Source organism: Duncaniella muricolitica, from assembly GCF_910574735.1.
GTDB lineage: Bacteria > Bacteroidota > Bacteroidia > Bacteroidales > Muribaculaceae > Duncaniella > Duncaniella muricolitica.
Map to the genome: position 1 here is coordinate 26513 of NZ_CAJTCF010000026.1, position 20607 is coordinate 47119.

Annotated in this window: 15 protein-coding genes; 1 reads left to right on the forward strand and 14 read right to left on the reverse strand. The window is 49.3% G+C overall.

Annotation, left to right across the window (positions count from 1 at the left end):
• Nucleotides 1-27: 27 nt before the first annotated feature.
• The 8 genes from QGT73_RS07400 to QGT73_RS07435 all read right to left on the reverse strand — a co-directional run bounded on the left by QGT73_RS07400 (nucleotide 28) and on the right by QGT73_RS07435 (nucleotide 8858).
• Nucleotides 28-993 carry an HU domain-containing protein gene (locus tag QGT73_RS07400; RefSeq protein ID WP_280122008.1) on the reverse strand — a complete coding sequence of 322 codons (966 nt, stop codon included), beginning with the start codon at nucleotides 991-993 and terminating at the stop codon, nucleotides 28-30.
• An 88-nt stretch (nucleotides 994-1081) separates the two neighbouring features.
• Nucleotides 1082-2092, reverse strand: a complete 1011-nt coding sequence (locus tag QGT73_RS07405) for an alpha/beta hydrolase fold domain-containing protein (protein WP_280122009.1) — start codon at nucleotides 2090-2092, stop codon at nucleotides 1082-1084.
• Between the two features lie 35 nt (nucleotides 2093-2127).
• Entirely contained in the window at nucleotides 2128-3882 is a 1755-nt protein-coding gene (locus QGT73_RS07410) for a pectate lyase (RefSeq protein ID WP_280122010.1), read from the reverse strand.
• Nucleotides 3883-4271: 389 nt separating this feature from the next.
• Nucleotides 4272-4760, reverse strand: a complete 489-nt coding sequence (locus tag QGT73_RS07415; RefSeq protein ID WP_280122011.1) for a 3'-5' exonuclease — start codon at nucleotides 4758-4760, stop codon at nucleotides 4272-4274.
• A 58-nt stretch (nucleotides 4761-4818) separates the two neighbouring features.
• Nucleotides 4819-5445, reverse strand: a complete 627-nt coding sequence (locus QGT73_RS07420) for a CatA-like O-acetyltransferase, family 2 (RefSeq protein WP_280122022.1) — start codon at nucleotides 5443-5445, stop codon at nucleotides 4819-4821.
• A 74-nt stretch (nucleotides 5446-5519) separates the two neighbouring features.
• The gene (locus QGT73_RS07425; RefSeq protein WP_280122012.1) at nucleotides 5520-6332 is read right to left on the reverse strand and encodes a helix-turn-helix domain-containing protein; all 813 of its coding nucleotides are present in this window, start codon (nucleotides 6330-6332) and stop codon (nucleotides 5520-5522) included.
• 7 nt (nucleotides 6333-6339) lie between these two features.
• Nucleotides 6340-7047, reverse strand: a complete 708-nt coding sequence (locus tag QGT73_RS07430; protein ID WP_280122013.1) for a porin family protein — start codon at nucleotides 7045-7047, stop codon at nucleotides 6340-6342.
• An 8-nt stretch (nucleotides 7048-7055) separates the two neighbouring features.
• Entirely contained in the window at nucleotides 7056-8858 is a 1803-nt protein-coding gene (locus QGT73_RS07435) for a LysM peptidoglycan-binding domain-containing protein (RefSeq protein WP_280122014.1), read from the reverse strand.
• 84 nt (nucleotides 8859-8942) lie between these two features.
• Here QGT73_RS07435 and QGT73_RS07440 point away from each other — a divergent pair, with 84 nt between their 5' ends.
• On the forward strand, nucleotides 8943-10604 hold the full coding sequence (locus QGT73_RS07440) for a putative transporter (protein ID WP_280122015.1): 1662 nt from the start codon (nucleotides 8943-8945) through the stop codon (nucleotides 10602-10604).
• A 90-nt stretch (nucleotides 10605-10694) separates the two neighbouring features.
• On the opposite strand, the gene QGT73_RS07445 is transcribed toward QGT73_RS07440, so the two are convergent.
• The 6 genes from QGT73_RS07445 to QGT73_RS07470 all read right to left on the reverse strand — a co-directional run bounded on the left by QGT73_RS07445 (nucleotide 10695) and on the right by QGT73_RS07470 (nucleotide 20149).
• A complete protein-coding gene (locus QGT73_RS07445) occupies nucleotides 10695-12134 on the reverse strand; it encodes a thioredoxin family protein (RefSeq protein ID WP_280122016.1) in 1440 nt (479 codons plus the stop codon).
• A 9-nt stretch (nucleotides 12135-12143) separates the two neighbouring features.
• Nucleotides 12144-13181, reverse strand: a complete 1038-nt coding sequence (locus QGT73_RS07450; protein WP_280122017.1) for an FISUMP domain-containing protein — start codon at nucleotides 13179-13181, stop codon at nucleotides 12144-12146.
• A 14-nt stretch (nucleotides 13182-13195) separates the two neighbouring features.
• On the reverse strand, nucleotides 13196-14230 hold the full coding sequence (locus tag QGT73_RS07455; protein WP_280122018.1) for a hypothetical protein: 1035 nt from the start codon (nucleotides 14228-14230) through the stop codon (nucleotides 13196-13198).
• A 47-nt stretch (nucleotides 14231-14277) separates the two neighbouring features.
• Nucleotides 14278-15873: a RagB/SusD family nutrient uptake outer membrane protein gene (locus QGT73_RS07460; protein ID WP_280122019.1), complete on the reverse strand. Its 1596-nt coding sequence runs from the start codon at nucleotides 15871-15873 to the stop codon at nucleotides 14278-14280.
• A gap of 12 nt (nucleotides 15874-15885) precedes the next feature.
• Nucleotides 15886-19257 carry a SusC/RagA family TonB-linked outer membrane protein gene (locus QGT73_RS07465; protein WP_280122020.1) on the reverse strand — a complete coding sequence of 1124 codons (3372 nt, stop codon included), beginning with the start codon at nucleotides 19255-19257 and terminating at the stop codon, nucleotides 15886-15888.
• Between the two features lie 181 nt (nucleotides 19258-19438).
• A complete protein-coding gene (locus QGT73_RS07470) occupies nucleotides 19439-20149 on the reverse strand; it encodes a hypothetical protein (protein WP_280122021.1) in 711 nt (236 codons plus the stop codon).
• Between the last annotated feature and the right edge of the window lie 458 nt (nucleotides 20150-20607).

The window sequence follows — 20607 nt, forward strand, 5'->3', positions numbered from 1 at the left end:
CCTTATAACCTTTGTCTGAAAGACAAATCACCTGCGGCAAATCCAGACGGAAGGAAACTCTTCACGCAAAGCATCAGCCTTGGCATGAGCCTCGGCATTGGTAGCGGCAGAAGCCGCATATACGCGATACTTGCCATCCATCTCCATGACGGCCAGACGGCTGTCACCGCCTATGTGCTTAAGAGCCTGTTTCATCGCGGGAAACGAACCTACCACAAGCAGATAACGTCCCGGAGCCGAGGGCTTTTGAGCTTCAATCACAGGTGCAGAAGCTGAAGGAGCAGTCTCGGCTATGGATTCCTGACGCGGAGCGGCAATGTTAAGCTCTATCTCACGTGAAACGGCAAGTCCACTCTCATCAGCCGACATTACAGGATAGTCCACCTGAGCCCTAAGGCCCGAATCAAGCGATGCATAATTTGTCTGACGGTTTCCTATAAGACTGTCGGCTGTAAAAAACACTCCGCAAGCCACAAGTATGATGATAACGGAGGCTGCAATCTTGAGCGGAACGGGCACCGACACCTCACGTCTTCCAACAACAGTAATCCTATCGTCAGCCTCATTGCTCTCCTCGACAAGAGGACTTACAGCCAGTGGCATCAGACCGGCATAACGCATGGTCACGGCCGATGATGACGACGGCTCGAATATGAGAGTGTCATCCTTGCATGTCATAACACCAAGACTGCCAAGAGAGAGCGAACCGACAGCCATAAGCTGATGGCGGAAAGATGCCACTACACTCTCCACCTCGACACGCGCCGAGTCAAGAGTCAATCCGCGCTTGCGGGCCACGCTCTCGACAAGCAGACCGTCATTGATGGTAAGAGCCTGATTGAATCCGAGAGAACGCGACGGCGGCATAAACCGACAGGCCTCTGAGTCATAGAACGAAGGGGTCTCATGCACAAGAAATGCACCAAGTCCGGGCACCACGACACAGTCGTGATTCATCAACAGATATTCTATGTGAGGCGTAAGGTCAATCATGTTGCAAAGTTAGCAATAATTCCGTCGTTACGCAAACAAGATTTTGGGCTCAGCCAAAGCCTCCATGCGTAATCCGCTAATAACCCGATTATTGCTCTTTCAAAGTTTTGTCAAGAAATTTTATCGTATAGCTAAGCGTCTCGTCAACCCACGGATGGAAAAACCAGAACGGATGCACATCTACATCTATCTCGTTACATTCGGAATATATACCATAACCGTCATAGAGCGCACGCAACTCGTCGCGTCCGTCATGATAGCGCGGCAATCCGCTGTTGATAAAGCACACCGGGGCTGATTCAGAAGTAACCCACTTGACGGCCGATGCCTCATTCCAGTTGTCGGGCGAATCTTTATACAATCCCCCGAGCCATGTGGCGTTGACATGCAGTTTGCCGCGCTTGTTGAAATAATCCTCCGAATCGGCTATATTCTCAGGCGATACAAATGTCGCGATGCCGTCCATGCTCACAATCGCCTGCACACGGCTTGACACCTTGCCCCACTGGCCTTTGCCCTCGTGACGGGCCGAGCCATTGGTGACACCTACAAGTGTCGCGAGCTGAGCTCCGGCCGAGCATCCCGACACTGCTATCCTGTCAGGGTCTATGCCATATTTCTTGCAATTCTTGCGCACCCATCTCACTGCTGTCTTGATGTCATGAAGGCCGGCTGGATAAAGAGCCTCGGGTATGAGACGATATTCCACCGGTATGGTCACATAGCCCGCTTTGGCTATCTGCTGGGCCATCGGCACCTGCAGCGAACGGTCGCCTGAGTTCCATCCGCCCCCGTGTATCATCAACAGGGCGGGATATATGCTGTCATTGTCAGGACGGAATATGTCGACATGCAGATCTCTGGGGCCGAAAGGTGTCTTGTTGAAATGTGTATACACCACATTTTCATATGCCTTCACTCCTTCGGGCAAAACCGGCGGCATGACTGTTACTTCGGGATGCTTTTTTATCACCTTCTTATTGGTAGACCACACGGTAAACGATGTGTCACGCGGCACTTCGGGAGCTTTAGCCGCAATCCGGCTCGGAACAAACAACATTCCGGCCACTATCAACGATAGGAAAAACGATGTTCTCATAATTTTCGCCTCTATACTCTATACTTACTTCATACTTACTTTACCACCTTGTCAGTCTCCACATGCCCGTCGGCATAATAGAGACGACGTATGTTCACGCCCTGCGTCGGCTCGGCAAGACGCACCCCGTTGAGATTGTAATATTCAATTCTTACAACCTCACTGCGTGTTCCACAGTCAATATCATCAATGCCTGATTGGACAAGCTCAGGATAATACTCCTCAACCGCACTCTCGGCATCACTGTTGCCGCCCTTCATTATATGTTCTACGAGAGAGTTGGCATACACCTCTATATTAGTATACCAGCCTTTTGGATCGACTGTGTAGAGCGACGCATCATTCTTGTTGGGATCAAGGCCGTTGAGTATCTCCCACTCGTCGGGCATACCGTCACCGTCAGAGTCGACAGGAGCGGATGTCGACTCGGGAGTCGACCAGGGATAAGGCGTCCCTACGTATCCGGGAATCACATCGATACATTTGTCGATAATACCCTGCCATCCATTGAGCGATCCTTTGAATGTCGCAGTGCCGGTGCGCGCCTCCTCCATATAGCGCACGTCATGACCGTCACGCATGAGCGAAGCCCCGCCATAAGTGAGCATCTTCTCAAAAGCTGCCTTGGCTGAGTGAGTTGTCACCTCCCCTGCATCTATAGGACCGCTAAGTTTCATCTTGACATAACGCACGCCTGAAGAATTATACACATCCTCCTCATCGGCCACATAATAATTGTTGGCATCCTTTACATATCTCTCGCCGTTAAATGTAACGTGGCCCGAGTCATATATCACACCCTTCCAGTCATAGCTGTCGGGCACGGAAGCCGCTGTCACATAATTGCCGTCGATGTAATATCTGCTTGCATAGTCATATAGCTCGGGATGCTTTTTATCTCCGTTGCCTGAGCTACACACGCTTGCCTGAAGCACTCGTGTCTTGTTTTTGGTTGCCGGACCGGCCTTGTAGTAGTTATTGACTATGTTGCAGTATCCGCCACCCGGTCCGCCGTAACAACCGTTGCCGTTGCCCCAGTTGTAATACACATTATTACGCAGGTCAACACGCTCCGCCTCCACGACGTTGGGATACTTTGAGGTGTCATAGCCGGTCCACGCATATCGGGCTCCGTTGATACGTGGCACACGATTGTTGACATGGGCTATCATATTGTGATGAAACGAGGCGTTTTTGCCACCCCATATGCTTCCATAACTGTGAGTGCCTTTTGTATGCCCCGAAGCAAGACCTTCGGCAAGCACACACCACTGCATGGTGAAGTTACGGTTGTCATACCACGATGCCACCTCATCGGTACTCCAGGAGAGCGACAAGTGGTCGAGCATTATATTCTTTCGGTTTCTGCCCCACGCTGCATCCGCGCCGTCATCGGTCGAGACGAGCTCGCCTCGCCGCACACGCAGAAACCGCAATATCACATTGTCGGCCTTGATCTCGACCGTCTGGTCACATATGGTGATGCCGCCTCCGGGTGCAGTCTGACCGAGCACGGTGACATCGCCACGTTTGATGGCCAGATTGGATTTGAGATGGATGTCACCCGACACATCAAAGACAATGATACGTTTGCCCGACTTGTCAAGAGCCTCGCGCAATGAGCCGGCTCCGGAGTCGTTAAGATTGGCCACATGTATCACTTGGCCACCGCGGCCACCGGTTACATACCGTCCGTGACCTTCCGCACCGGGAAATGCAGGCACTGCGTCATCGGCACTCGCCGACAACACGCCGGCTATAAACAATGCTGTAATTATGTGTCTGTTCATGGTATTATTTTTGCACCGCAAAATTACCTATTTGTCACGACATTGGCAAATGTCATGACATAGAATCAGACACATAATGAAGGGTCCGAATCATAAAACAACATATACAATACAGGAAACCATTTCGATTTGATATCAATATCATACATGCTGTAAATTTCAGCAGCGTCACGTGTTAAAATATCGGCAAGCCAACGAAGACGGCTACCCATTGCCAATATTCCGGATTTTTCAAAGAATACCATATATGTAAATATTTGCGTAATTGATTACGCAAAATCACAAATTTATTTTATTCTATGCAAACACCAGACTGATTCTACTCTATATCAAGCCAATAAATCCCATTGGACAATCACTCCGTCAACTACCCCACCACCTTAATTATATTATAGTATACACATTGCGATGGCCGCACAGGCCTCAGCGTCGGCAAGCGCGTGATGATGGTCGTGCAGATCATACCCACACTCAGCCGCTACGGTGTGAAGCTGATGATTGGGCAGACGAAGACATCTGCGCGAGGCACTCAGCGTACAATGAAATTCATAATACGGATAAATCATCCCATAAGCCTGAAACGCAGCCTTGAGGCAACCTTCGTCAAATGGACGGTTATGCGCCACGAGTGGCAGACCTTCAATCTTAGGACCTATCTGAGCCCACACCTCGGGAAACGGCGGCGCGTCATCAGTGTCGCCCCTGGTCAGTCCGTGCACCGCCGTGGTCCAGTGGGTATAATAATTGGGATAGGGACGTATCAGGCTGTAGAACTTATCGACAATCTCTCCGCCTCGCACTATCACGATACCGACACTGCACACACTTGACCTGCTGCCATTGGCTGTCTCGAAATCTATAGCTACAAAATCTCTCATAATGTCATTATATATATGTATCCACAACGTATAATGGCACCGAGAGATTGCATGGAGTTTAAAAATTTATCTTCAATCCGGAAATTTCTTTCTGCAACAGGTCGAGAAAACGGGCGGCATGCGCTCCGTCCATCTGCGTGTGATGAAACTGAAATGATACACTCAGTCGAGTTTTAAACAGTCCCCTCTTATACCGTCCCCATATCATGAACGGATTGTTGAACACTCCGCTATACATACCGACCGCTCCGTCTATATCATAATCCACGAGAGCCGAAGTGCCTATGACCATGCTTTCAGTCAAATCATGGTTTTCACAGCTCTCGGCCACCTGCCGTGTGAAACGGTCATAGTCGGCCGAAAAGTCAACTATATTATCACTGAAAGGCACGTCACACGACGACACCTCCCCCATCCCATTGGCAACAATTGTATTGACTGCCAAAGAGTCATACTTCATAAGGCGACCGTCAACAGGCAATGTAAAAAACTCTCTTATCTGAGAAGCGGCACGTCCTATGCACCAGCACATCAGCATATTGAATTTCAATCCGTGTCGGCGGCTCACTCTGAGCACACGTGTCACATCAAGCGTCTTGAAAAACGTCACCATCGGCATCGGCGCGTTCATCCACATTTCCCAGGCATAGGCCCTGGTAGTCTCCATAGGGTCAATTTGTTGCATCATGGCTTTTTTGCCACAAAATTACACATCTGCCCACAACTATTATAGAAGATTTCGGACATTTAGGGGGTGTCTCACATCGGCGATGAGTACAAATCGGAATATACTCCGCCCGTCGCCTCAAGCAATGACAATGGCGTATGCCCGCTATAAATGCGGCATTCCCGTATGAAATGCGACTGGTCGGCATATCCGCAGGCATAGGCTATGGATGCGAAATCCCGTCCGCCGGCTTGCATCATCCACAATGATTTCTGAAACCTCGCAATCCTCGCATATTCCTTAGGTCCCATACCTACCATCGAGCGAAACACCCGGCCGAACTGACGCGTGCCGAGGCATGCACATTCAGCCATAGCCCCGACACTCGTCCCGGTGTCTGACAACAGCATACTTAAGGCCGCCTCAACACGCCGGCTGTCAAGAGTCTGACCTCGGCCGTAAATAACCGACAACAACCACGATTCTATAAGTTTAACACACTCTGCGTCATCGGTCGTGTCATACACCCGATCGGCCAGCTCGGCCGGACTTCTGTCGGGAAGGTCATAGCCCGACACCTCTATATTATATATCTCTGAAGCCGGCATCCCCAATATCACACCGAGTGCGTGCGGATAAAACACAGCAACTATCATCTCCAGCCCGCCGGACGACTGCAGCCGAGACGGAAAGTTGACCTGCCCGCTCACTGCAAATGCAGGTTGACACACATGCAACTCCGGAATATAAAACGGTGTCTTCTTATGAAATATAAGCTGCGGGCATCCTATCGGGAATGTCAGTTCATCAAAAGCCGTGTTACTCCGCAACACCCAGTAATAGCGTACATAGCGGCGCAACGGTTCACTCGGACGATAGAACACAAAGCCTTCACGCGAATCCATCTCCCGGTCAGAGCACCCTGAAAAGGTAAGACAGAGTTACTTCGATGGAAGTGCTGCGCGATGATGCAAAATAATCCCGCTTGGTAGCCTTGAAAATGTTGCCAAGCCCGAAATAATATCGGCCTTCGAGTTGTATGGAATTGCGACGGTTGATAAAAAACTCTATGCCGGCACCTCCGGCGATGCCATAGTCAAATGTATTCTGCACCTCCATCCTCAACTGCTCGTTTGTGCGATAGCCCTGAGGAAACCCTTCGATGGCATCATACTTATTATAGTCAAAATTGGCCGTAATCTTGTCGTTTATAAGAAATCCGACCTCCGGACCAAGATTGAAGAAGCCCTTGACCTTGCGCGAGCCAAAATAGATGTGCGTCAGCAAAGGTATCTGCACATAGGTAAGCGTGCGCGAATACTCAAACTGGGGAGCCTCATCGCGGACAAAATCCTCTTTCCATCCACGCTGGGTGATATTGACCTCGCCGATAAGACCGAAATACTTCTCCTCGGTGTAGCGGGCGGTGACACCCATGGTCAAGCCTTGAATCATGCTCTGATGCACCTCGGGCGTAAACGCCATGCTGGAAAGTGTGGCTCCGCCACGCACTCCGACCGAAAAATTAGGAGAATACTCCCGCTGCGCCATGGCCACAGACGGCAACAGCAACATCACTCCGACCAAGGCCGCAAGACGCAACACTGACAACACTCGCATCCTCATCTTCAGATACGTGTTTTATCGGTTACGTTACCGGGACGGAACGTCACGAAATAGAGGGCGTCGTTATAGGCTCCGCCGTTTTCACCTGACCTTACCAGATAATATCCGTTCTGCACGCCGTCATACTTGTCTCCGCCATTAAGCATATATGGTATCACAAACATGCCGGTATCAAATCCGAGCAGTCCCAGACGAGGCACGGCATTCTCCATCCGCGCCCCATACCACTGCTTGTATCTGGCATCGATATCCTTGGTGCGGGCCGACTCTTCATCGGTATAGAAGCGCGAATAGACTGTGGTGTTAAGGTTGTGCATATTCTCGAGAGTCTCGCCGCGGAATGTGGTCCACTCGGGATAGCCAAACAGTTGCACCGTAGGAGTCACAGCCTGATCACGCCACTCTATGATGCCGGGCATAAGTTTATTGAGATCAGCCTGACGGCCGGTAGCAGGGACAAACACATAGTTGCCGTCGGCCGGAAGCGGTTTCAGATCAGCCACGGTAAGACGTCCGTCTGCCTCGACTTCCATGTAGGTCTTGCCCTTGGCGTCAAGGCTCTTGCGCAACTCGCCCACAAAATCGGTCTTGTCGCCTGTCGTTCCCTTTATGTTAAGAAACACAGGAGTAGCATTCTCAAACCGCTCCATCAGCGCATCAATTGCCTTGCGATACATCAGTTGGCTCGGCAGATTAGCCTGCACCATGTCAGGATTGGTAAGATAGGAATCGTCACGGACTATGAACGTATTGACCACCTTGACATTATTATTTTTACCATATTCGGCAAGTATGGCCATCTGGGCGGAATTGTCGGGAGCGATAATAGCATTATGCCTGCGGAATGTCGAGTCGGTCAGGGCCTCGCGCACCTTGAGCACCGACCCTTCGGTGTCATAAGCGGTAACATGTATCGGAGTTCCGTTGTTACGCAGACTGTCAACGGCAAGCAGGAGTCCCTTATAGAACTCGGTGTAACGACACGCATTCTTGCTCGGAGACTCCTCATTGAGCATAAACGGGAGCATCACGGCCAGCGACACCGACTTATCGGCGGCAGCAACCGTCACACTGTCGGCAGTAGCCTCGGCCACACTCTTGTCACCGGTGGGCGCGGCCGACGCATCGGCAACAGTCTGGGCCGGCACCTCGCGCACCGGTATATTGAGCACCTGTCCCTCCTTGAGCGACGTCACTCCGGGGTTGGCAGCCTCAAGCGCGGCCACCGACAGACCGTTGGCCACAGCTATCGAATAGAACGTCTCCTTCTTTTTGACTATATATCCCTTCACACCGGCAGGCTGAACCGGAGCAGGCTGAGCCGGCGCGGACTCGGCCACCTTAGGCTCGACAACAGTGCCGGGCACGGTTATCTGAATCGTCTGCCCGGCTTTAAGACCGTTTTTAAGCACCGGGTTCTGTTCAATAACCGCCTCGGTGTTGACACCATATTTATGCGCTATGCCAAATATCGTCTCACCCTTCTGCACATGATGACTGACGACACGTCCCGGGGCGGCAGAAGGCTGTACAGCCGTTTCAGCACTCTCCTCTACCGGGAAAAACAATGTCATACCCGCCCGCAACCCGTCGGCCACCGACGGATTGTGACGTATCATCTCGTCCTTGGATATATCGAGCTTATAGCAAAGCGAATATACTGTCTCTTTGGCAGGGACTTCGTAATAGTGATACAAACGTCCGTTGACCGTCTTTACAGGCAGGTCCTTGACAGCGGCATGCAGGGCAAACACCGAGGCCGCCCCCATGAGAATTGCAGCAATTGTAAACCGTGAAAAATTCATTGATGCGTAATCTAATGATATTACCGACAAAATTAATAAAATAATTCAACTCTCGCAAACGATATTTTTTCGTACCTTTGCACCATGCAATGGTTAACTGATTTATTTTTCAGCCACACGGCTCTACAGGCGGTCATCATCATCTCGATAATTATAGCCATCGGTCTTGCCTTGGGCAAAATCAGAGTGTGGGGCATCTCGTTGGGGGTGACTTTTGTGTTTTTCGCCGGCATCCTTGCCGGACACATAGGCCTGTCAATCGACCCGACCATACTCCACTACACCGAAAATCTCGGCCTGGTACTGTTTGTCTACGAGCTTGGTCTCAAAGTCGGCCCCGGCTTCTTCAGCTCTTTCCGTAAAGGTGGCCTCGAGCTCAACATGCTCGGCCTCGGCGTGATGATTATCGGCACAGTCATGGCCATACTCTGCACACTCCTGCTTGGCGTGCCCATCGGCGACGCCACCGGTCTGCTGTGCGGAGCCACCACCAACACCCCGGCTCTCGGAGCCGCCCAGCAGGCACTCGAACAGGTGGGATTGTCGGCCAACGGTGCCGCACTGAGCTGTGCGGTCACCTATCCGCTCGGTGTCGTGGGTGTCATCCTTGCCATAATCCTCATGCGCAAGATGTTCATTCGCCCGGGCACCCCGCTGTCATCACCTCACGATGACTCCGATACGACTTTCATTGCCGAGTTTCGAGTATGCAATCCGGCCATCTATGACATGACCGTACGTCAGATTTCGGCCCTGGCCGGTACTAAATTTGTCATCTCACGTCTGTGGCGCGACGACACCGTGAGCCTGCCCGAGTCAGACACTGTGATTAAGAAAGACGACCACCTGCTTGTAATCACCACTCCCGAAAACAACGAACGTCTCAAGGTCCTTTTCGGCCATCAGGAGGAGCGCGACTGGAATAAAAAAGACATCGACTGGAACTCCATCGACAATCAGCTCGTATCGCGCCGTATCATCGTGAGCCGACCGTCAATCAACGGCAAAAAACTCGGCTCGCTCCACCTGCGCAAGCAATATCACATCAACATCAGCCGCATCAGCCGTTCAGGCCTCTATCTGCTCGCCACACCCGAACTGGTACTGCAGCTCGGCGATATTCTCACCGTCGTAGGAAGCGCGGCCGACATCGAGAAAGTGGAGCAGACCCTCGGCAATATCGAAATAAAACTCAAAGACCCCAATCTCGGAGCCATATTCTTAGGCATCGTGCTCGGCCTGGTGCTCGGCTCGATACCCATCATGGTACCCGGCATATCCACACCGATAAAACTCGGTCTGGCAGGAGGCCCCATCATCATAGGCATCCTCATCGGCCGGTTCGGGCCACAGTTCCGCCTCGTGACCTACACCACCCGGAGTGCCAATCTTATGTTGCGTGGCATAGGCCTGTCACTCTATCTCGCATGTCTCGGCCTTGAAGCCGGCAGCCACTTCATCGACACAATAATGCGCCCCGAAGGACTCCTGTGGATATTGCTCGGATTTCTCATAACCATAGTGCCCGTAATCATAATGGGCTTTGTGGCACTCAAGATATGCCGCATTGACTTCGGACTCACCTGCGGCATGCTATGCGGCAGCATGGCCAATCCCATGGCCCTCAACTATGCCAACGACATCGTGCCCGGCGACTACGCGACAGTCAGCTACGCCACCGTCTATCCCCTCTCGATGTTTTGCCGCGTCATCATCGCCCAGCTCATCATCCTGGCATTTATATAATATCAAGGAAGAGCATATAAAAAATGTGGACATAAAGTTTTCAAAATAAACTTTATGTCCACATTTTATTTTACCAATATACGGCTTCGGTCACTTTACCGCAATCTTTTCAGCCGCTTCAATCAGTGCGTCGGCATCCTTGTATCCGATGATACGGTCAAGAACATTTCCTTCATGGTCAAGAAACAGCATGGTCGGGAACGCCGACACACCATACTTCTCGGCCAATGAAGGACCCTCCCCTTTCTCCATATCTATCTTTATATTCACGCATCTGTCATTGTAGCATTTGCCCACATCATCGCGTGTGAATACATTTGTCGCAAGACTTCTGCACGGACCGCACCAGGATGTGTAGCAGTCGACAAATACAAGTTTGTTTTCACTCTTAGCCTTGGCCAATATATCAGCAAGGCGTCCTTCTTCAAAGACAATACCTTTTGCCGGCTCCTGTATATAAGTCAGCAGATTCTGCAAATGCTTTGCATTATTTGGCGTTTCTCTTTTTATCGCACGTTGCAGATAGTCCACCAACGCCTTCTCGTCATCGCCTGTCAACGATTTGAAATTAAAAGACCGTTCGATGGTTGGGCGCAACATAGTCTCACCTTCAAGATATCGGCCATATTCGTCCATATATTTGAACAGATCGACATAACTGCGGGTGGCACGCAACCTTGCTATGTTATATACGACATTCACTTTGGCCGTGTCAGGCAAACCGACCTTCTCCAACTCTTCACCTATCGCATTCAAGGCCTCCATGTCGGCATCACCTGTGGCATAGCCCAATACGTCGGAGGCAAAGGCTCGTCCGATAAAACTATTGACGCTTTCTGCTCCAAACTTCTTGACAAACTGTGGCTTATTCTCCACAAGATAACGAAAGAAGCTATTGTTCCTGTCTCGCTCATAATAGAGAAGCTCCCAATTTTCCTTATCAAGATACTCTTTAGGAGCCAACATGCCCATATATTCATTTATCAGCCGATGAAAATCCTTGCCGATACCGGCCACTCTGATAGACCGGATGTAATTTCTAAGATCCTTTTTAGAATATTTGCCGCTCTCATACTTTTTCTTGTTGGCCACATACGATGTCTTAGGGCTCAGAGATATTGACACAAACTCCTTAAACTGAGGCAATGCCGCCCCACTGCCTATCGGCTGTATCATCTGACCGTTGCAGTCAACAACTGCATAATAGGCATAACTTCTCACATCATAAGCCTTTGCCAACTCCTGACCCTCGGGAGTCTTCACGTCCACAAAATAATTCACGAAATTCTTATCCATGTATTTTGCAAACTCTTCGTCGCTGAACACAAACTCATCCATACCCTGGCATGGAGCGGCCCATTTGGCATAGAAATTTATGAAAATCGGCTTCCCGGTTCTTCTTGACACACCCTTGGCCTCGTCAAATGAACTCACATATATCATCTTTGACTTGGCAGCACTTGCCTCATTATCGGCCTTAATATGACCGGCAAGCAATAAAAACGAAATCAATAATAAATAATATTTCATAACTCTACTTTATTTTGCATCTCTAACACAGCGCACACTACATGTGATGCTGCGACCGTTTACATCAAGTCTGATTGTGCCTCTCCATATTCCTGCCGAATAGAGCGACACCTGACGTACCAGACCCTCATTGACCGTGGTGGTCTGCGATGATGACGAACTGTCTTCACCATCCGAAACATCAACCTTTGACCGTTCATTGACCCAGAAATAAGCCGACTCGTCACGATTGATATACAAATGCGCACCTCCGCCGCGATAATGGTCGGCACCACCCATGAGAGCCTCAAAACCAGAGCCACCTCCTCTTTTGAGCAAATCGCCTGCCGATGATCCACGCCATGCGTTCAACTGACGACATTCATCGGCCGAGAGACCAAGCACACTCTCAAGCTTCATCCAATCCTCGTCGTCGGGCAATCGCCATCCGTCGGGAATTGCCTCAAGAGCTCCATCAAGAGAATACAGATACCCGTAAGTCTCTGAATAATGGCCATTATCGGCTTCAAACCCATTTAGCAGCCCGACTGACACGTCGCGAAACTCAGCAAGATTATTTTCCACATAATCAAGCTTACGCTCATTAAACGCATCCATGAAGGCCCTGTAATATATCCCGCTGAACGAAGCGACAAACTCCTTCTGAGTATACGTGCCGCCTGTGTACAAGTCGAGCCAGCCTTTGTATTGCTCGGCTGAATAAAACGACTCAACCGACCAGTTGTGAGCAGGATCATCGGCCGTGGCATTCCACAAGTCACAAAACACCTGCTCCTGCAAAATGAAGTCTGACGGCTTGGCTATTGTCTGATTCCATGTGAAACATCCGGCCAGCGTCCCGCCCTCATTGAAGTAAGCAAGGTTTTCGGCCATCCATATCTGGTCGCCGATCCGTATGCACTTATACGTTTTGCCATCGCGCGAATCCACAAAATCTTCTGCCGGCATGATTCTCGACATGTCTGCCTGACTGCCGCCGTCATCCTCACAGGCCGACATCACAAAACACAATGCCGGCATCAGCATAAATATGTTAATTTTTTTCATAACTGTCTGTCATTTTAAAATTGCACACCAAGCACATCATTGATGTAATCAGCCAGAATGGTATACTTTTCAATTACAAGCGAACTTGAGCAATATCGCGCCTCAAAAGCCTCACGCCCCAGTCCGAGCATATTGTCCAGATAAAATTCCATATCCTCGCTGACATTTTTCGGGCTGTAAAGATGTCCCTTGGTCTCTGCTATATTGCCGCAGATGAAGCCCAGATTACCGATTTCACGGAATATCAGATCTCGCTCGGCATAAAACTCGGCCCTTGTGCTCACATTAGTCACCCATGATTGTGTAATATAACTGAGTTCCACACCTCTGGCAAACAAGTCGGCCGGGTCCCAAAGCATACCCTTATGCTCTACACCCCACTGACACTTCAGGTCATCAACCCACAGCTTGTCATAATTATTAGTACCCGATACCTCTCCGAAAGCCGCCGACACGGTTTCGCTGTTCATAACCCGGTCTTTGACCATCGACTGAAGCACCATGTGGGTAAACGACGGTATCTGCGCCTCTTCGACATTGTGCACTGTCGGTATCACCAGTGTGCGGAAACCGTTCCAGAACTGCGGAGCAGTCGTGACTCCGTTGGAGTTTTTGATTGTAAACGACTCCGGTAGAAATATCGAGAACGGGCGCATCGGTCTGGATGCCTCTTTTAAAAACTCGTCGACAAACTGCAATGCTTTCTCCTGCAATTCGGCATCGGTCATATAATCATACAAATATGTGACACTTGACTTGTTGTGTGACGAAAAGCTCCAGTTAAAGTCGAGCGTCTCATAACGATAGATAGGCTTTCCGTCATAGCCCATTCCTATGAATGTCTCCGACACCGTATCGTTAAAAAACACAGGCACCCCATACTTCTCGTATATAAGATAACGGTGATGCTGTATCGGGTCATCGGCATCATCATTTATGACGTAGGGCGACGAAAAGTCAATCTTGTTTTCAAGCACATCCTCCGTATTGTCACAGGAGACCGCCAGCAAAAGCAGCATCCCTAACATCGTGTATATATATCCTTTCATATATCTTGTCTTATAAAATATTTTATTCACGGGTCAATCGACACATCTTATGACTGCGGCTGAAACGGGTCTGTCGGCACCTCCGGTTCCACAGTCTCAACCTCCATCGGAAGCCTTTCCTTACGCACATTGTCAGGCATAGGCACGTTGTCAAACTGTATCACCGATTCAGGCAGAGCAAACGTATAGGCGGCATCATTCTCCTCAAGCATAAACATCTGCGAATATGATATGCCGGCATCACCGCACGCATGATATGAATGGATTATCTGCTTTGAATAAGGATACCGCTCATTGACAGCATAGCGGCGCAGGTCAAACCAACGATGCCCCTCGAAACAAAGCTCCTTGCGGCGTTCGTCACGTATCTGTTTGACCAATTCCTCACCTGTATAGGTGCAGTCTTCATAGCTCTCTATTCGATTGGCCCGCAGACGGTTCAGATATACACACGCCTCCTGCTCCTTGCCGGGCTGCATGGCACACGCCTCGGCTTTATTGAGATAAGCCTCTGCCGTGCGCAAGGTAAACACATCCGAGATATGCGACACTATGGCCCCTCGCTCGTATTTATTGGTCAGCGTGACACTGTCGCTCAGACTATGCACTCCAAAGAAACACCGGGCGCGCAAATCCTTTTCATCATACAGCTCGCGCAGTTCACGACTCACGCAGAAATCTCCTGGGCGCGCGGTGAAAAGGTCCTCGCGTGAAAGATAATTGGCACCCTGTGAAAACAATATCTCTACGTTGTCACGCGTCAGAAAAGCTCCGTTGGAAAACGAGCTCAGGCCTGCCAGTGCCACACGAGGATACTTGATTACATTGTCGGCTTTCTCCTCGGCAAGAGCCCACTCCTGCATATAAAGATACACGCGGCTCAGCAACAGCTCCACCGATTCATACGAAGCACGATGCAGCTTATGCGACACATTCTGTGGACTTCTTGTCAGATACTCTTCAGCCTTTGTAAGATCCGACACCACCTGATCATATATCTCTTTGACAGTAGCACGCTTAAACTGTGTATCCTTATTCTTGTCATGCTCGATATACGGAGTCAGCTTCAGCGGGACACACAGTTTTTCAGATGCAGTAGCCGGAGAATAGGCATCGCCATACAGATTGGCAAGTGTGAAAAAGAAATATCCGCGCAAAAAATGAGTTTCTCCAAGCACTCTGTAGTATGTCGCCTCATCTGCCTCTGTCGAATGAGGCATGTCGACTATCTCGTCAAGTATGATATTGGCCACATTGATACGTGAATACAAGTTATCCCACGTATAGCTGTCACTGCTGAAATTTGACGCATTATAGTTGCTGCCGACTCTAAGCTGCCAGGCATAACATCCGAAGATGTTCGACAGACAGTTACCCCAGGTCTTGCTCGTCTCCGACCCGACACTGCCGGTGTTGACATCATCGTCCAGGACATTGAAAAATCCTGCCACATTGCCTATCGTCGGGCCGCTTTCGACTATGGTACTTTTGATATAGCCGTTGCCGAGCAGCACCTCATCAAGATGGTAAACCGTCTTCGCCACAACCATATCCTGCGAATATTCATTAAGGAAATCGCCACACGATGTTGTAGTCAATGCCACCGACATCATTACGGCAATCAGTTTGATATATCTTGTCATTAGTGTGATTCGTTAAAATGATACATTCATTGAAAATGTGTAGGCCGGACGCACTGACATCGTGATGGCAGTCGAGTTGGCCTGCAGAGGATCCTGACCCTGCAATTTGCCCGATTTCAGGGTAAACACATTGGTCACCGACAGACTCAGGCGCAGATCCTTGAGACGGACAGGCACAAGCTGTGCGGGACGGAACTGATAGGAAAGCATCAGATTACTGAGTCGCAGATAATCGCCCGGCACCACACGCAGATCGGAATAATCATACATATTCCAGGTGTTGCCGCCAAAAGCCGGTATTTTGTCGACTACCTTGGCCGACTCTGTATTGGTCCAATGGCTCATCGTAGACTCATAATTGGGGTCGCTCGGACTGAGGATTACAGGTATGTCAGTGTGTTTCTCATCGCCCGGACGCATCCATCGGTCAAGAAATTCTTTTCTGACATTCTTCTCCGATGAGATGCCATACATAACGGGAGTATACAGGTTGAACAGTCGCATCTTTGAGCCGATACGATAGTTGAAATTCATGTTCATCGACAACTGCTTCCATGTCAGAGTGGCATAGATCGAGCCAGTCAGTTTAGGGTCTCGGTTGCCGCTCTCCATCATCACGAGGGGCACAACCTCGGCGAGAGTCTTGTTGGCAAGCAGATGACGGCGGTCATTGTAGTCGTCAAACATCGGTATACCCGTATTGGGATTAAGCCCGAGATACCTGTAGGAATAGAATGTGCCGATAGCCTTTCCGTCGACAATGGCGGTGCCGTTGAGATAGTCGTTAATCGTATAATTCTCATTGGCTCCCGACTGTACGGTATTGCTCGCATAAGAATAACCGGCCGACAGATACAGCTTCCAGTCTTGGGTATAAATGGGATAACCCTTTATATATATCGAATAACCACGGTTGTCAATGGTGCCGTTATTCATATTATATGAACGGCGGCCGTTGACCGTCGACACATTGACCGTAGAAAACGCATCAGTGGTGTGCTTATACCAGATGCCGCCCTCAAGCATAAGACGTCCGCTGAAAAGTGTGGCATCGGAGTCGAGGTTAAACTGACGTGTCTGCTCCCATCTGAGATTAGGGTTAGGAAACGCGGCTACGGTCGAGACATTCTCGCCATAATAGGAATCCATCACGCCCTGACGTATGATGAGATTGGGTGTCTCGTTGTCAAGCATATTGCCTGTCACGCCAAACGATGAACGGATGTTCCACATCTCGACCTGTGTGATCTCTTTGAGCAATGTCTGTTTGACATCAAAGCGTCCCGACACCGAATAGACCGGAAGAAACTTTTCATTGCTTCGGCTGCCAAACTTATTGGAAGCGTCAAAGCGTCCGTTGAGACTCAGCGTGAAATATCGTTTGTAGTCATAAGTCAGGGTGAGATAGCCCGACAGTTTATTGGTTTTTGCCGCAGTCATCGTCCTGTGATTCTGAGCAATCCACTCCTTGTATAACGGATACAGGTCAAGGTCGGTACCGGTGAGTGACGAATATTGCATGCCTCGGTCTTTGTAATAGCCGCGGGTCTGGTCACTGATGCCGTCCGATGTGTAAGTGCTTGCCTCAAAACCTGCCAATGCCGTTATAAGACTACCGCCACCCATATTGTGGCGAAAGTTAAGCTGCACACGGCCGGTCGCATTCTCCGTAATGGTATTGGTCGTATTGTAGACTCCGCCATACGGGAGTTCACACAATCCGTTCTGACCGGTCTGAGGTATATCGTCAGCCTCTCCGTTTTTCAATATGGCGGCATAATTGGAGCGTTCACCAAACCATGTCGACTGCAATGTCGAGCTGCGGCTGTAATTTGCGGCGGCTATGAGGTCAAGGCTCGGCAAAATCTTATAGCTCAACTGCATGCTTGCTTGAATGGTGTTGCCCGAATAATCGCTGGCAGTATTCTCTATCTCATTAAATATGTTGTAATTATATTGATTTGTCGATTTGCCGGTGCCGACACCATAGCCCTTCTTCTTATAATAGAAAAGCGACCCGTCGGGATTATATGCCGGCAATGCGCGCGTGGTCTCATACGCATAATTGAGCAGATTTACTTCCGATGGCAAGTGATTCTTTTTCTGAACATTGGCATTCAGGCTCATATTGAATTTCAGCTTGCTGGTAAAACTTGTCGACAAGTTCATTGCCGCAGTGTAGCGTTTCACATATTCGCTTTTCACCGTGCCGCTGTCGTCCGTGTAGCCAAGCGACGAATAATAGCGGGTCTTTTCATTACCGCCCGAAATGCTGATTGTATGCGACTGGGTGAATGCGTCACGACACAGGATGTCAAACCAATCGGTGTTGGTGGTCTCATACCACTTCACCTCGTCAAGAAACTGGTCATAGGAAGTCTGCCCTGTCTGAAACCTGTTATACGCGCCCTCATATCCTACCATCGGCATATATTGTGGAAACACATAATGAAGGTCACAGAGGTCCTTGCCAAACTGCATACGCTCCTGCGAGTTCATCAGATTGATGTTCTCGTCGGAATATCGCGGACGCTGCGTATATTTGAGCTGGGTCGAATACCTGATGGTCGGCGGTCCCTCCTGACCCTTTTTGGTTGTCACGACTATAACGCCGTTGGCGGCTCGGGTGCCATAGAGCGCAGTGGCGGCAGCATCCTTCAGCACGTCGATGCGGTCGATGTCCTGAGGATTGATGCCGGCGATAGCGTTACCTATATAATTGACATAATCCGGGTCATTGAGCTGTTCGTTGCTCACATTGACAGGATCCTCGATAATAAAGCCGTCGAGCACCCACAACGGCTCGCGGTTGCCGACAAGAGTCGAGGTACCGCGCACACGCAGACGCGCCGTCGCTCCTACCGAGCCGGAGTTTTGCGAGAACATAAGGTCAGGAATACGGCCTTCAAGTGCCTGGTCGACCGTAGTCATGTCAGGCATCAGGATGTCGTCCATCTTTACGGTAGTCACCGCTGCGGTAGTTTTTCGTCGGTCAAGTTCCTGATAGCCGACCACAGCGACTTCGGCAAGAGTCGTGGGTGACGATTCAAGGACAATATTCACGTTTTTTCCGTTCCACTGCTTCTCTGCGGTAAGCATACCGATAAAACTTACCACAAGTGTAACCCGTTTGTCACTCTTCATCAGCAATGAAAACCGGCCGTTGACATCCGTCATGGCCATAAGTTTTGTTCCCTTTACCCTGACCGTCGCGCCCGGCAACGGCTCCCCGTCTGAATCGTGCACACTACCTGCCACACGCACACCCTCGTTAGCCGTGGCTGCGGCTTTGGTCTGCTGCGCAAATGTTGTTTGCGGCAATGCAGATGCCGTCAACAACGACACGCCTAACGTCAGAATGATTTTTATTTCATTCTTTTTCATTTCGATATGATTGGTTTTAGATTAATTCTTTATTCCATAATTACACGACTTGACATATCGCGGAACGAAATGGTATCAGCCTCAGCATCAATCTTATTTAAGCAGAAAAGGCCGAATATTTGTAGACATTCGGCTTTTCCTGTACTTAAACGTGTATGATTTTTTTCGATGATTATACGACTCAGCGAATAATGATCTTCTCGACCTTATTGCCCTGACGACGTATGTAAAGACCGCTCTCGGGATTCTCGACCTTGACACCCTGGAGGTTGAAGTATTCAACGGGTGCATTGCTGTCATATCCTACCGATTCGATGCCGGTCGGTCCTTCGATATCAATCGAGCCATTGCGTGTGAAGTAAGTACCCTTGGCCGTTCCGTTATTATAGTCGGGTATACAGTTTACCTGCTTGCTGGTTGTGGTGTATATGGCCCAGGGTGAAACCGTAAGATTCATATTGCTGTCAAATGTGGCGGTAAAGCTTTCAAACGTCTCTATCGAACTGTTCTCGGCTACGTCCGTCACGCCGTCATATTTGGCAATGGTCCTTTCAAACGCAGGCAGGAATGAAAAGCCCGGATTTGGATAGTTGAAATCTTTCGCTGCAATGGTTATGGTGTTGGTTGCGGGATCAAAAACACCCTCCATATCAAACTTATTGTTAGGAAGGCCATAATTGATGCCTTCTTTCATAAACTGTGTGAGTTTCACATTATTACCCTCTATGACTGAAATCTGCATTGTCCACGAAACTGCTTCCAGATCTTCGGCCACACCGAAACTCATGAAACATGAATAATTCATAGAGAAATCCATGTCCTTGGCTTCATACTCTCCGGCTATCTGAGCAACTGTAAACGCTGAGGCATCCATCGATATAAATGCTAACATAGCTGCGGCAAGGGCTGAGTAAACTTTTCTCATAAGCAACTTTTAGATTTTAATTTAGTTTGTTAAAATTATTTTAATTTTATATCTGGATGCAAATATATATATATATATACGGCCAAATTTTTTAACACTTTTCTTAATAAATATTTCACCTATAAGGGCAAAAAACTCCCGTTTTACTACAAATTCAGTGCATAATCACCACTTTTACCACCTATTTTTATATAAAGACACCATATTTATTTTAAAAATATTACGCACATGACAAAGCAAGCGTCGCGACATTGCGGCAATGTCGCGACGCTTGCTTTGTTTTTTGACCGGCTACGTCCGGATTAATAGTAACTATTCAGCGGACGCGCCGATGTAGTCGCCGTTTAGAAAAGGGCGAGGATTGCGTTGTAGGGCGAGTTGCCGTGCTTCTTGGTTGTCTCGACGATTGAATGCAGATCCATAAA

Coding starts and splice junctions, on each gene's coding strand:
- QGT73_RS07405 (WP_280122009.1), bottom strand. CDS start 2,092: ATGAGAACATCGTTTTTCCTATCGTTGATAGTGGCCGGAATGTTGTTT.
- QGT73_RS07455 (WP_280122018.1), bottom strand. CDS start 14,230: ATGAAAGGATATATATACACGATGTTAGGGATGCTGCTTTTGCTGGCG.
- QGT73_RS07450 (WP_280122017.1), bottom strand. CDS start 13,181: ATGAAAAAAATTAACATATTTATGCTGATGCCGGCATTGTGTTTTGTG.
- QGT73_RS07465 (WP_280122020.1), bottom strand. CDS start 19,257: ATGAAAAAGAATGAAATAAAAATCATTCTGACGTTAGGCGTGTCGTTG.
- QGT73_RS07430 (WP_280122013.1), bottom strand. CDS start 7,047: ATGCGAGTGTTGTCAGTGTTGCGTCTTGCGGCCTTGGTCGGAGTGATG.
- QGT73_RS07400 (WP_280122008.1), bottom strand. CDS start 993: ATGATTGACCTTACGCCTCACATAGAATATCTGTTGATGAATCACGAC.
- QGT73_RS07435 (WP_280122014.1), bottom strand. CDS start 8,858: ATGAATTTTTCACGGTTTACAATTGCTGCAATTCTCATGGGGGCGGCC.
- QGT73_RS07410 (WP_280122010.1), bottom strand. CDS start 3,882: ATGAACAGACACATAATTACAGCATTGTTTATAGCCGGCGTGTTGTCG.
- QGT73_RS07470 (WP_280122021.1), bottom strand. CDS start 20,149: ATGTTAGCATTTATATCGATGGATGCCTCAGCGTTTACAGTTGCTCAG.
- QGT73_RS07445 (WP_280122016.1), bottom strand. CDS start 12,134: ATGAAATATTATTTATTATTGATTTCGTTTTTATTGCTTGCCGGTCAT.
- QGT73_RS07425 (WP_280122012.1), bottom strand. CDS start 6,332: ATGGATTCGCGTGAAGGCTTTGTGTTCTATCGTCCGAGTGAACCGTTG.
- QGT73_RS07440 (WP_280122015.1), top strand. CDS start 8,943: ATGCAATGGTTAACTGATTTATTTTTCAGCCACACGGCTCTACAGGCG.
- QGT73_RS07460 (WP_280122019.1), bottom strand. CDS start 15,873: ATGACAAGATATATCAAACTGATTGCCGTAATGATGTCGGTGGCATTG.
- QGT73_RS07420 (WP_280122022.1), bottom strand. CDS start 5,445: ATGCAACAAATTGACCCTATGGAGACTACCAGGGCCTATGCCTGGGAA.
- QGT73_RS07415 (WP_280122011.1), bottom strand. CDS start 4,760: ATGAGAGATTTTGTAGCTATAGATTTCGAGACAGCCAATGGCAGCAGG.